The sequence below is a fragment of the Streptomyces sp. NPDC001914 genome (assembly GCF_042891215.1).
GTDB lineage: Bacteria > Actinomycetota > Actinomycetes > Streptomycetales > Streptomycetaceae > Streptomyces.
The window spans coordinates 799,251-811,794 of sequence record NZ_JBIASW010000002.1 but is presented as its reverse complement, the minus strand read 5'-3'; the positions used below and the strand labels follow the sequence as shown (position 1 = coordinate 811,794).

Annotated in this window: 11 protein-coding genes and 2 tRNA genes; 6 read left to right on the top strand and 7 right to left on the bottom strand. The window is 70.4% G+C overall.

Going from position 1 to position 12,544, the window contains the following annotated elements; genetic code table 11:
* The first annotated feature begins 6 nt into the window (after positions 1-6).
* Together rsgA and ACFYYF_RS08620 are read left to right on the top strand one after the other, a co-directional pair.
* Complete coding sequence (gene rsgA, locus ACFYYF_RS08625; RefSeq protein WP_361690171.1) at positions 7-1,020, top strand: ribosome small subunit-dependent GTPase A; 1,014 nt, start codon at positions 7-9, stop codon at positions 1,018-1,020.
* Positions 1,021-1,188: 168 nt separating this feature from the next.
* The gene (locus tag ACFYYF_RS08620; protein WP_361690174.1) at positions 1,189-1,512 is read left to right on the top strand and encodes a multidrug efflux SMR transporter; all 324 of its coding nucleotides are present in this window, start codon (positions 1,189-1,191) and stop codon (positions 1,510-1,512) included.
* Positions 1,513-1,557: 45 nt separating this feature from the next.
* Here the strand turns inward: ACFYYF_RS08620 and ACFYYF_RS08615 are convergent, their stop codons facing one another.
* Positions 1,558-2,163, bottom strand: coding sequence for a TetR/AcrR family transcriptional regulator (locus ACFYYF_RS08615; protein WP_388772720.1), 606 nt, complete (start codon positions 2,161-2,163; stop codon positions 1,558-1,560).
* 287 nt (positions 2,164-2,450) lie between these two features.
* On the opposite strand from ACFYYF_RS08615, the gene hisN reads away from it, so the two are divergent.
* The 3 genes from hisN (at position 2,451) to ACFYYF_RS08600 (ending at position 4,582) form a co-directional block, all read left to right on the top strand.
* A complete protein-coding gene (gene hisN / locus ACFYYF_RS08610; RefSeq protein WP_361690180.1) occupies positions 2,451-3,251 on the top strand; it encodes a histidinol-phosphatase in 801 nt (266 codons plus the stop codon).
* Positions 3,252-3,580: 329 nt separating this feature from the next.
* Positions 3,581-3,973, top strand: coding sequence for a CBS domain-containing protein (locus ACFYYF_RS08605; RefSeq protein WP_355775182.1), 393 nt, complete (start codon positions 3,581-3,583; stop codon positions 3,971-3,973).
* A 186-nt stretch (positions 3,974-4,159) separates the two neighbouring features.
* Positions 4,160-4,582 (top strand): Fur family transcriptional regulator, encoded by a 423-nt coding sequence (locus ACFYYF_RS08600; RefSeq protein WP_365479905.1) that lies wholly within the window; start codon positions 4,160-4,162, stop codon positions 4,580-4,582.
* A gap of 206 nt (positions 4,583-4,788) precedes the next feature.
* Here ACFYYF_RS08600 and ACFYYF_RS08595 read toward each other — a convergent pair.
* From ACFYYF_RS08595 to ACFYYF_RS08580, 4 genes are all read right to left on the bottom strand, one after another.
* Positions 4,789-4,862, bottom strand: a tRNA-Met gene (locus tag ACFYYF_RS08595).
* Positions 4,863-4,938: 76 nt separating this feature from the next.
* Complete coding sequence (locus ACFYYF_RS08590) at positions 4,939-6,789, bottom strand: sel1 repeat family protein (protein ID WP_365479907.1); 1,851 nt, start codon at positions 6,787-6,789, stop codon at positions 4,939-4,941.
* A gap of 225 nt (positions 6,790-7,014) precedes the next feature.
* A tRNA-Met gene (locus tag ACFYYF_RS08585) sits at positions 7,015-7,088 on the bottom strand.
* 43 nt (positions 7,089-7,131) lie between these two features.
* Positions 7,132-10,104 (bottom strand): UPF0182 family protein, encoded by a 2,973-nt coding sequence (locus ACFYYF_RS08580; RefSeq protein WP_388772992.1) that lies wholly within the window; start codon positions 10,102-10,104, stop codon positions 7,132-7,134.
* A gap of 164 nt (positions 10,105-10,268) precedes the next feature.
* Here ACFYYF_RS08580 and ACFYYF_RS08575 point away from each other — a divergent pair, with 164 nt between their 5' ends.
* Entirely contained in the window at positions 10,269-10,811 is a 543-nt protein-coding gene (locus tag ACFYYF_RS08575) for a PPA1309 family protein (protein WP_355775701.1), read from the top strand.
* A 72-nt stretch (positions 10,812-10,883) separates the two neighbouring features.
* Here ACFYYF_RS08575 and ACFYYF_RS08570 read toward each other — a convergent pair whose 3' ends face one another.
* Both ACFYYF_RS08570 and ACFYYF_RS08565 read right to left on the bottom strand, forming a co-directional pair.
* Positions 10,884-11,981 carry a PDZ domain-containing protein gene (locus ACFYYF_RS08570; RefSeq protein WP_388772715.1) on the bottom strand — a complete coding sequence of 366 codons (1,098 nt, stop codon included), beginning with the start codon at positions 11,979-11,981 and terminating at the stop codon, positions 10,884-10,886.
* A gap of 225 nt (positions 11,982-12,206) precedes the next feature.
* Entirely contained in the window at positions 12,207-12,392 is a 186-nt protein-coding gene (locus ACFYYF_RS08565) for a hypothetical protein (RefSeq protein ID WP_355763908.1), read from the bottom strand.
* Positions 12,393-12,544 lie beyond the last annotated feature (152 nt).

Sequence of the window (12,544 nt, the reverse complement as noted above, 5' to 3'; positions counted from 1 at the left end):
TGGATCATGCGCCGTTACGGCAAGCACACCGACGAGGACGACATCCGCCAGCGGCCGAACCGCAAGGGCAACCGTCCGCGTACGAACATCCGCCCCAAGCACGAGGAGGCCGTCGAGGGCATGGTCCTCACGGTCGACCGCGGCCGGCTGACCTGTCTGGTCGAGGACCGTGCCGTGGTGGCGATGAAGGCACGCGAACTGGGCCGCAAGGCCGCCGTCGTCGGCGACCGGGTGGCCATCGTCGGCGACCTGTCCGGCGAGAAGGACACCCTCGCCCGCATCGTCCGCATCGAGCCGCGCGCCTCGGTGCTGCGCCGCACGGCCGACGACGACGACCCGTACGAGCGCGTGGTCGTCGCCAACGCCGACCAGCTCGCCATCGTCACCGCCCTCGCGGACCCCGAGCCGCGCCCCCGGCTGATCGACCGCTGTCTGGTCGCCGCCTTCGACGGCGGTCTGACCCCGCTCCTGGTCCTCACCAAGTCCGACCTGGCCCCGCCGGACAAGTTCCTGGAGCTGTACGGCGCGCTGGACATCCCGTACGTGGTGACCAGCCGAGAGGAGCTGCGCAGCGAGGCCGCCGCCGACCGTGTGCGCGAGCATCTGGACGGCAGGATCACGGCGTTCGTCGGCCATTCGGGCGTCGGCAAGACGACCCTGGTGAACGCGCTGGTGCCGCCCGAGCGGCGCCGGACGACCGGTCACGTCAACGCGGTCACGGGCCGCGGCCGGCACACGACGACCTCGGCGCTGGCGCTGCCCCTGGCGGGCAGCGACGGAGGCTGGGTGATCGACACCCCGGGCGTCCGGTCCTTCGGCCTCAACCACGTCGATCCGTCCCGGGTCATCCACGCGTTCCCCGATCTCGAACCCGGCACCGAGGGCTGCCCCCGGGCGTGCAGTCACGACGAGCCGGACTGCGCGCTCGATCAGTGGGTGGCCGACGGCCACGCGGACCCGCAGCGGCTGTACTCGCTGCGCCGTCTGCTGGCCACCCGCGAGCGCCGCGAGGGCGACTGACGTCCCCGTGTTTGCGTGCGCCCGCCGTCGGTAAGGGCTTCTCCGGGCCGGTGAATGCATAATCGCTCCGACCCGGTCCGGACCGGCCGGAGGCCTGTCCGGCGGAGCAGGTCGGAGGAAGCCCACCCAGGCCCCGAGCAGTCGACGTGTGATGCGGGAGGACAAGACATGGCGTGGCTGCTGGTCGTGGTGGCGGGACTGCTGGAAACCGGCTTCGCCGTCTGTCTGAAGCTGTCCCACGGCTTCACCAGATTCTGGCCCACCGTGGCCTTCTGCATCTTCGCGCTCGGCAGCTTCGGCCTGCTGACCCTCTCCCTGAAGAAGCTCGACGTCGGTCCCGCCTACGCCGTGTGGACCGGCATCGGCGCGGCCGGCACCGCCATCTACGGGATGATCTTCCTCGACGACCTGGTCTCGGTCCTCAAGATCGTCTCGATCAGCCTGGTCATCATCGGCGTCATCGGTCTGCAACTGTCGGGGTCGGCGCACTGAGCGCACGTCCCTCGGGCGCCGTCGGGCCCCGAGGCACCCGGCCCTTCAGACGCCGAGCCGCTGGGACGGCGCCAGCGCGGTCCTGACCAGCTCCGCGACACCGCCCCGCTCGGGCGGCGCGACGACACACGACAACGCGAGCCGGGCCACCAGTTCACAGGTCCGTGCGACCTCGGGGGCGTCCGCCCGGGACAGGGCGAGCGCCGCGACCGCGCGGTCGCGGACCAGTGCCACGAAGTCGGCGGGCGCGGGCAGCGGTCCGTCGGCCCGCCGCTGCGCGGGCACCGCGGACGACGAGGGCACGGCGGACAGCGCGGGCGAGGGCAGCCGCTCGCTCCAGCATCCGGTCAGCATCGCCCGCACCAGCGCGTTGCTGCGGGCCGTGGACGCGGTCCACTCGGCGATCGCGGCCAGCCGGTCCCGCGCGTCCGTGTGCGCGGCCAGGGCCCGGTCGACACCGGCGAGATAGGCGTCGGCCTCCCGCCGTACGAGGGCACGCGCGAGGCCCTCCTTGCTCCCGAACTCGTTGTAGAGCGTCTGGCGTGACACTCCGGCGACCGCGGCCACGTCGACCATCCGCACCGCGGACCACGGCCTGCGCGCGAGTGCCGTATAGGCGGCGTCCAAGAGCGATTCGCGCGCTGCGGGCATCATCGCCTCCTCGGGGCGAGCGGCTCTGGAGCCAGATTTGACGCGTGCGGGAGCACTGTCAAGGGGTCGCGGCGCCCCCGAGAGGAGCACACCGAAGCCGCGCACGCCGGGGCGGGTGCCCGCGTACGTGCCGGCCCAGGGCGGTCCTGCCTCCCGGGCGGACCGGACACGGGTCCGGGGTGGGTCGGCTCCGCGTCCGGGCCGGCGGGGCCGGACGCGCGTCGGCGCCGTGATCACCTGGCGGTCCTGTGTAGCCCCGTCCCGACGCGGGCAGATACGGTTCACCCATGCCCGACTACCGCGATGACCTGCGCCTCGCCCATGTCCTGGCGGACGCCGCCGACGCCGCGACGATGGACCGCTTCAAGGCGCTCGACCTGAAGGTCGAGACGAAGCCGGACATGACGCCGGTGAGCGAGGCGGACAAGGCCGCCGAGGAACTGATCCGGGGTCATCTCCAGCGGGCCAGGCCGCGCGACGCGGTCCTCGGCGAGGAGTACGGCATCGAGGGCACGGGCCCGCGCCGCTGGGTCATCGACCCGATCGACGGCACCAAGAACTACGTCCGCGGTGTGCCCGTGTGGGCCACGCTGATCTCCCTGATGGAGGCGGGCGAGGGCGGCTACCAGCCGGTCGTCGGCGTGGTCTCCGCCCCCGCGCTCGGCCGTCGCTGGTGGGCGGCGAAGGGCCACGGCGCGTTCACCGGGCGCAGCCTGTCCTCCGCGACCCGGCTGCGGGTGTCCAGCGTCTCGCGGACGGCCGACGCCTCCTTCGCCTACTCCTCGCTGTCCGGCTGGGAGGACCAGGGCCGCCTGGACGGGTTCCTCGACCTCACGAAGGCGGTCTGGCGCACCCGCGGTTACGGCGACTTCTGGCCGTACATGATGGTCGCCGAGGGCTCGGTCGACATCTGCGCCGAACCCGAGCTGTCGCTCTGGGACATGGCGGCGAACGCCATCATCGTGACCGAGGCGGGCGGCATGTTCACCGGCCTCGACGGACGCCCCGGCCCGCACAGCGGCAACGCGGCCGCGTCGAACGGCCTCCTCCACGACGAGATGCTCGGCTATCTGAATCAGCGCTACTGAGGAACGGGCCGCGGCCGTGACCGCGACGTGAGCCGGGACGTATCGACGTCCCGGACCGACCTCGACACGTCCCGGACCGACGTCGCGGACCCTCGGACGGCGCCCCGGCCCCGGCGGTACCCCCGGGGCGCCTGAGCGGCCCTGCCGGACCCCGGGGCTGCCGAGCAACCCCGGGCGCCCCCGAACTCGCGGCACGCGCCCCCTTGTTGACCCTCTCTTTAACTGCGACCCTGAGAGCTCCCCCACTTGTGAACTTGTGAACCACTTCTCTTTGCGCTCCGCCTCGGAGTCGAGGAGCCCGCGGTTCACCGAGGAGGTGGCTCCAGCCCATGCTCGTCCGCGACGCCATGAGCACGGTGGTCCTCACCATCGGCCCGGCACACACCCTCCGACAGGCGGCCCGCCTGATGTCCGCACGTCACGTCGGCGCGGCGGTGGTCCTCGACGAGGACTCCTCCGGCCTCGGCATCCTCACCGAGCGCGACATCCTCAACTCCCTCGCCCACGGCCAGAACCCGGACTCAGAGACCGCCGGCAGCCACACCACCACCGACGTCGTCTTCGCGGCACCCACCTGGACCCTGGAGGAGGCTGCGGCCGCGATGTCGCACGGCGGCTTCCGGCACCTGATCGTGCTCGACGGCAGCGGCCCCGTCGGCATCGTCTCGGTCCGCGACATCATCCGCTGCTGGGCACCCGTCCGGCAGCACGTACCGGCCTGAGACGCCCCCGGGTCCGGCCCGGACACTCGGCGGGCCTGGACTCCCGGACGGATCAAGGGGTCCAGGCCCGCCGCACACAGTGGACCCGACCGCACCCGACCCCATCATGGACATTGTCCAAGTCAGGGCAAGATCTAAAATCACACCCATTCGGGATCTGGTTCACCTGCTGTTACGCTGACCTGTATGAGTGACCTGTTGGAACGACTGCGCGGACGTGGATGGCGCATGACCGCGCAGCGGCGTGTCGTGGCCGAGGTCCTCGACGGCGACCACGTCCATCTGACGGCCGACGAGGTGCACTCCCGCGCCGTGGCCAAGCTGCCCGAGATCTCCCGGGCGACCGTCTACAACACCCTGGGTGAGCTCGTCTCGCTCGGCGAGGTGCTGGAGGTGGCCACGGACAAGCGCGCCAAGCGGTACGACCCGAACGCGCACCGTCCGCACCACCACCTGGTCTGCGCCCGGTGCGGGGCGATCCGCGACGTCCATCCGATCGGCAACCCGCTCGGCGACCTCCCCGACTCGGAGCGCTTCGGCTTCACCGTGTCGGACGTCGAGGTGACCTACCGAGGCGTCTGCCCCGACTGCGCCGCCATCGCGGCATAGCGGCACAGCGGCACAGCGGCACAGCGGCACAGCGGCACAGCGGCACAGCGGCAGCCGAACGCCCGCACGGCCGGCTCCGCGCCGAAACCGGGCCCCGATCTCCGTCCGGCGTTCACAGTTCACCGTTCGCGGCCGTGTTTTCCGTACCGGACCCGCAAACGCACCGAGGGCCGGAACCCTTTCGGATTCCGGCCCTCGGCCTTCAGTAGCGGGGACAGGATTTGAACCTGCGACCTCTGGGTTATGAGCCCAGCGAGCTACCGAGCTGCTCCACCCCGCGTCGATGAACTGAACAGTACGTCAAGACCGTGGCCCGCGCAAATCCATTGCGCGGGCGTCCGACACCCGGCCCGCCGTCAGGCGGACAGTTCCTCCCGCAGGGCGTCCCGCAGGCGCGCCGCCCGCTCGGCGACCTCCACCGGGCCCAGCGACACGGCCCGGTCGGCCCAGCGCTGGCCCTCGGCCAGCTCCCCGCGCCGCGCGTACACGAGCGCCAGGCGGAGCGCGGCGCGTCCGTGGCCCGCGTCGGCCGCGCGGGTCCACCACAGCGCCGCCTCCGGCTCGCTCCCCTCGCGCGCCAGCAGCAGCCCGAGGTTGAAGGCGCCGTTGCGCGACCCGGCCTCGGCGGCCTCGCGGTACCAGCGAGCGGCCTCCACCACGTCACCCCGCGCCGCGGCCAGCATCCCGACCCGCACCTGCGCACGCCGGTGCCCCTGGGACGCGGCCCGCTCGTACCACTCCTCGCACTCGCTCTTCTCCTGCGCGGGCTCACCGAGTTCGTGCGCGGGCGCCGGGGGCCGCCGGGCGTCGAGCACGGCGGCGAGCCGGTAGGCGGCCTCCGCGCTGCCCCCTCCCGCGGCGCACCGCAGATGCCGCTCGGCAGCGGGCTCGTCGCCCTCCCGCAGCCGCGCGATGCCCACCTGGAGCGCCGCCTCCGTGTGACCGGCGGCGGCCGCGCGCTCGTACCAGCGCAGCGCCGCGGCGTCGTCGCTCTCGGTGGCGCGCCCGGCGTGCAGGATGCCGAGGTTGAACGCGGCGTCCACGCTCCCGGCCTCCGCGGCCTTGGAGAACCAGGGCTCGGCCCCGGCCGCGTCACCGACCTGGAGCAGCAGGATCGCCAGGGCGTTGGCGGCCTCACGGTGACCGGCGTAGGCGGCCCTGCGGTACCACTGCTCGGCCTGCGCGGTCCGTCCCTGCTCGGCGCAGAGCAGCCCGAGGTTGTACGCGCCGTTCACGTCGCCCGCGTCCATCGCGGCGCGGTACCACCGCTCGGCGGTCTGGGTCTCACCGCGCTCGGCGTGCAGCGCGCCCAGCGCGTTGGCGGCGTTGCCGTCCCCGTCCTGCGCGGCCCGCAGCCACCACACGGCGGCGCTGTCCGGGTCCCCGGCGTCGCGCAGCAGGAATCCGAGGGCGCACGCGGCACGCGCCTCCCCGTCCTTGGCGGAGGTCAGGTACCAGCGTCCGGCCTCCTTGAGATCGCCGCGCTTCTCCAGGATCGCCCCGAGATGCAGAGCGGCCCTGCGGTGTCCGCGTGCGGCGGCCTGCCGGTACCACTGCTCGGCGGCCTGTCCGGCGGCGCCGATGACACCGTTGTCGCCCACGGCCTCGCCCGAGTCCAGGGCCTTGCGGTCGAGCGTGCGCGCCAGCCGGTACGCGGCCTCGCGGTGCCCCCGCTCCGCGGCGGCCCGCATCCACTGCTCGGCGCCCACGTCGCTACGATGCTCCAGCAGATCGGCGAGAGCGTACGCGCCCAGGGCATGGCCCTGTTCGGCGGACTGACGCAGCCAGTACTCGGCGGCGGGCTCGTCACCGCGCTCGCGGTGGTGCCGGCCGAGCGCGTGCGCGGCGGCGGCACTGCCGGCGACGGCGGCGATCCGCCACCATCCGGCGGCCTCGTCGGCGTATCCGCGCTGGTAGAGGAGGACACCCAGATTGTTGGCGGCGGCACGGTCACCCGCGGCGGTGGCCGCGCGCAACTGCGGTTCGGCAGCGTCGAGATCGCCGCGGCGCAGCAGCATGGCACCGAGGACGCTCATCGCCTCGACGTCGCCGGCCTCCGCGGCCGACCACTGGCGCGCCTCCTCGGCAGCCTCGCCGGTCTCGTCCCGGTCGGAAGGCTGCGTGAGATCCGCAGGCTGCTCAAAGTCGGCAGGCTGCGCAAACCGCCCTGTATCCAACAGAGTTGCCTTGTCCCCCATAACGTCCATCGTCGCACCACCTGCTACCTGGGTACACCTGGTATACCGCAGCCAGTGAGGTCACTTCAGCGTTTTGTCGACATGCCCACAGAGAGACAAGTCAAACACAGAACGCTCAACTCCCCTCGCATGTCGTAGCACTTCACACGAGTCGGCAGGTCACCGGCGCGCCCCGGCGTGGCGTCACACGTCGAAGGCCCGGATCCATAAATGGATCCGGGCCTTCGACTTCAGTAGCGGGGACAGGATTTGAACCTGCGACCTCTGGGTTATGAGCCCAGCGAGCTACCGAGCTGCTCCACCCCGCGCCGTTGTGTTTCAACCGTATCACGGCGCGGGACGGGCTTTTGATCAGTCGCTTCCCGAGCTCTTCTCACTGCTCGGGCTGCTGCTCGGACTCGGACTGCCGCCGGCACCGGCGCTCTTGTCCGTGCCCTTGTCGGCCGACTTGTCCGCACCGGACGTGCCGGCCGTCTTGTCCGCCTTGGCCTGCGCGTCCTCCGCCCGCTGCAGCGCGTCCTCGAGGTCCTTCTGCGCCTCGCCGTACGCCTTCCAGTCGCCCTTCTTGAGAGCTTCCTGGCCCTGGTCGAAGGCCTTCTGGGCGTCGGCGAGCGCGGCCTGGACCGTCGGGTTGCTCGACGTGGGCGGCTTCGTGGTCTCTTCCGGCGGCTGGGTCGAACTCTCCGCCCCGAAGACCTTGTTGAGCGCCTGGTCCAGGGTGTCCTCGAAGGCGGTGCTGCCTCCGTAGGTCACCAACACCTTGCGCAGCAGCGGGTACTTGAGGTCGCCGCCGCGGACGTAGACCGGTTCCACGTAGAGCAGTCCGCCGTCCAGCGGGACGGTCAGCAGGTTGCCGTACTCGACTTCCGAGTCGCCGCCTCTGAGGAGCCTGATGGACTCGGCGATGGACGGCTCGGAGTTGAACTGGCTCTGCACCCGCTTGGGTCCGTCGACGGTTCTGCCGGTCGGCAGTTTCAGAATGCTGATCTTGCCGTAATCGGGTGTCCCCGCCTCGGCGTTGACCGACACGAAGGCGCTCAGGTTGTCGCGGCCGTTCGGCGTCATCGTCGTCGTCAGCGAGAACGCCTGCGACGACTGCCCCGGCAGTTTCATGCTCAGGTAGTACGGGGGCATCGCGCTGCCCGACTTGTTGGTCGGGTCGTCCGGGACCTGCCACACCTCGCTGCCGCTCAGGAACGTCTGGGCGTCCTTCACGTGGTAGCGGGTGAGCAGTTCGCGCTGGACCTTGAACAGGTCCTGCGGGTACCGCAGATGGGCCTCGAGCTCCGGTGAGATCGAGTTCTTCGACTCCACCGTGTTCGGGAACGCCTTCATCCAGGTCTTCAGGACCGGGTCCTTGGTGTCCCACTGGTAGAGCTTGACCGCGCCCGTGTAGGCGTCGACGGTCGCCTTCACCGAGTTGCGGATGTAGTTGACCTGGTTCTGCTGGGCCACCACCGCGCGCTGGTTGTTGGCCGCCGTCAGCGAGTCCGCCGTGGTGTCGCCGAGCGTGGTGCGCGAGGCGTACGGATAGCCGTTGGTGGTGGTGTACGCGTCGACGATCCACTGGATCTTCCCGTCGACGACCGCCGGGTAGGCGTCGCCGTCGATGGTCAGCCAGGGGGCGACCGCCTCGACCCGCTCCTTGGGCGTGCGGTTGTACAGGATCCGCGAACCCTCGCCGATCGCGCCGGAGTACAGGATCTGCGGCTCGCCGAACGCCACCGCGTACGCGGCCCGGTTGACCGGACTCGCGAGGCTGACGCCGCTCTTGCCCTTGTAGCTGGTCGTCTTCTCACCGTTGTCGTCGGAGTAGTCGATCTCCTTCTGGGGACCGCCGACGATCGAGTACTGGGTGGTCTTCTCGCCGTAGTAGATCTGCTGCTCGTACGTGCCGAGGTCGCCCTTGGACGGCAGGTTGTACTCGGTGAAGACCGGGCGGCCCTCGCTGTCGGCCGTGGTGCCCTTGGCCGCGACGACGCCGTATCCGTGCGTGTAACGGAAGTGGTCGTTGATCCAGTTGCTCTTCGGAATGCCCGCCAGGTTCAGCTCGCGCAGACCGATGACGGTGTCCTGCTCCTTGCCGTTCGTGCTGTACCGGTCGACGTCCAGGTTCGACGGGAAGCCGTAGTAGTTCCGCACCTGCTGGAGCTGCTGGAACGTGGGCGACACGATGTTCGGGTCCATCAGGCGGATGCTCGCGACGGTGTCCGCGTCGTCACGGAGCTCGGCCTTGTCCTTGGTGTCGCTCGCCCCGGCGTAGTCCTGCACGTCGGTGCCGGCGATCCCGTACGCGTCGCGGGTCGCCTTGAGGTTCTTCTCGACGTACGGCGCTTCCTTGGCCTGCTCGTTCGGCTCGACCTGGAACTTCTGGACTATCGCGGGGTACAGACCGCCGATGAGGACCGCCGACAGCACCATGAGGCCGAAGCCGATCACAGGGAGCTGCCAGGTGCGCCGCCACAGCGTCGCGAAGAAGAGCAGCGCGCAGATGACCGCGATGCAGAACAGGATCGTCTTGGCGGGCAGGTACGCGTTCGCGTCGACGTACCGCAGGCCCGTCCAGTTGCCGGTCGCCTTGAAGTCACTGGACTTCACCGCGAGCCCGTACCGGTCGAGCCAGTAGGCGACCGCCTTCAGGGCGACGAAGACGCCGAGGAGCACCGAGAGGTGTCCGGTGGCCGCCGCCGTGGCACGTGCTCCGGGGCTGGTGATCCGCAGACCGCCGTACAGGTAGTGCGTGAGCGCGGCGGCGATCAGGGAGAGCACGGCGGCGGCGAAGCCGAAGCCGAGCAGGAAGCGGTACCAGGGCAGGTCGAAGGCGTAGAACGAGACGTCGAGGTGGAACTGGGGGTCCTTCTGGTCGAAGGGAACTCCGTTCACCCACATCAGCCACGTGCGCCACTGGCCCGAGGCGGACGCGCCGGCGATCAGCCCCACCAGGGACGTGATCGCGAGCAGCAGCCACCGCTTGTAGGGCGCGATGCCCATGCGGTACCGGTCGAGGCTCTGCTGCTCCATCGACATGGCGCTCAGCGGCGGGCGCAGCCGGTGCGCCAGCCAGATGTTGAAGCCCACGGCGGCCGCCATCAGCAGCCCGAAGACGAAGAAGAGCCCGATCTTGGTCCACAGTGTCGTGGTGAAGACCGACGAATAGTGGACCGAGCGGTACCAGAGCCAGTCCGTCCAGAACCCCGCGAACATGACGAAGGCCATGGCCAGTACGGCCAGCACGCCCAGTGTCATGAGCAGGGTCCGGACACGCCGGGACGGCCGGCCCATGCTGATCCGTGGCCCCGTCGGGCCTCCGCCGCGGTCCGGCATCTGGAAAGCCAAGGTGCGCACCTCGAAGTCGCTGTCGATTCCGTCAGGCCCCCATGTCGGTGGACCGTCAGCAAGGCTCCGTGATCGGGGAGCCTCATCTATGCAACTTACTCACGCTTTACTCGGTTCCCGATTCAGGTCACGAACGAGGCAGGATTGTGACCATGTCCAACACTCCCATGGCAGCGAGCCCCCTGACCCGGGCCGTACTCGAGATCGACGAGTACGCCTCCGGCCTCGGCTGGGACCAGCCCGCCCGCCTCTTCGCCCTCGTAGACACCGCACGGCTGCGGTCCCAGGAACCCGGCCTGGCCGCTCAGCTCGGCCTGGAGCACGAACAGGAGACCACCGGTCTCACCCCCGTCGAGCAGGAGGAGATCCCCGCCGGCAAGCCGCTGGACGAGTTCCTCGGCACCATCGCCTGGCCCGACGCCGTCGTGGGCTGCGCCCTCACCGTCGAGCGGCTGATGCTGCCGCCGTCCGCGGAGAGCTCGGTCCCGGAGGGCCTGAGCGGCAAGAAGCTCACCCAGTGGGTCGCCGCACACCCGGACCGCCAGGAGGTGCGCATGACGGTCGGTGTCCTGCGCGACGGCACCCGCGACTCGGCGCTGCGGCTGCGCGAGAAGGACGCGGCGACGGAGGTCCTGACGGGCGCGGGCCTCGTACCGGGCCTCGCGGAGGCGCTGTCGGCGACGTTCGCGGACTGACCCGCGCACGGACGTGGCCGGGGGCGCCCCACGCATCGTGGGGCGCCCCCGGCCACGGACGAGCGGGGTGGGTCAGCCCTTGGTGCTGCACGTGGGCAGGTCGGAGGTCCGGCCCGCGCTGATGTCCTTGAGGGCCTTCATCGCGTCGTCGAGGGTGTCGACCTTGACGAGCCTGAGCCCGTCGGGGGTGTCCTTGGCCGCCTCGGCGCAGTTGTCCTTGGGCGTCAGGAAGTACTGGGCGCCCTTGTTCCGCGCGCCGACCGTCTTCATGTCGATGCCGCCGATCGGGCCGACCTTGCCGTTGTCGTCGATGGTGCCGGTGCCGGCCACGAACTTGCCGCCGGTGAGGTTGCCCGGGGTGAGCTTGTCCACGATGCCGAGCGAGAACATCAGACCCGCGCTCGGGCCGCCGACGTCGGCGAGCTTGATGTCGATCGTGAACGGGAACGTGTGGTCGGTCCCGGCCGAGATCCCGACGATGGCGCGGTCCGAGCCGTCGTCGTCGGACTTGGCCGTGGTGATCGTCACGTCCTTGGTCGCGGTCGCCGTCGTGTGTTCCTTCGTGGCGGCCGCCTGATCCTTGGCGGGCACGATCGTGAACACGGCCTTCTCGCCGGGCTTGTGCTTGGTGACGAGCTTCGCGACGTCGTCGGGCGCCTTCACGGCCGTGCCGTCGACGGCCTTGATGACGTCACCGGCGTGCAGCCGTCCCTCGGAGGGGGAACCCTTGACGACGGTGGAGACGATCACCCAGGACTTCACCGGGATGCCCAGTTCCTTCAGGGCGGACACCTTGGCGCTCTCCTGGGACTGGCTGAACTCCTCGGCGTTCTCCTGGGTCGACTCCTGCTCGGTCTTGCCGTCCGGGTAGAGCGTGTCGTGCGGCACGATCTTGCTGTCGTGCGCCAGCCAGCCGTACACGGCCTCGACGAGGTTCATGTTGTAGTCGGCGCTCGTGACCCTGACCGTGGTCATGTTCAGGTGACCGGTCGTCGGATACGTCTTGCGGCCCGAGATCTGCAGCACCGGCTCACCGTCGTGGTCACCCAGCGTGTTCACCGTGGGACCCGGTGACATCTCCGAGTACGGCACTTTGATGAACACTCCCGCGCACAGGAGCGCGATCAGGATCAGAGTGGAGGCGAGCATCGTCGCGGTGCGGCGTGGCATGGAACGACAGTACGGGACGGTGGTGTAAGCGCACCGTCGGGGCCGTCCGTACGTGGTGGGTCCGGAACGCGTCCGAAAGGCGTGAAAGCCGTGTTCCGGGCGTCGCGCCGCCGTGTTCCGCGCGGTTCGGGACCGCGCGGCCGGGCTCCCTGCCGACCGGGTCCGCGGCGGTTCCCCTCGAACGCGTGGACGCGTCGCGCGGGCACCGGGGACGCGCCGTGGACCTCAGACCGCGTCGGAGTGGGACTTCTCCCGGACGTCGGTCCGCTCCATGGCCTCACGGAAGCGTGTGTAGCCCGCGAGCTCGACGCCGTCTCCCGCGGCCTTGCGATTCCGACCGGCCCAACTGCCCCACAGACCGGCACCGATCGCGGCCATCAGCGGAATCAGCAACCAGGCAAGCGCCGCCATGTCGACCTCCCAACCCCATGAGCGACCGCAACTGACTGATCAGCAGATTAACCATCCGCAGTGTCAACGCTCACGGCAGGGCCCCGGTTACGCAACCGGACGGCGGAAAGTGATCGGCGGCCTCCGGAGGGTGCCGGATGCCCCGGGATTCC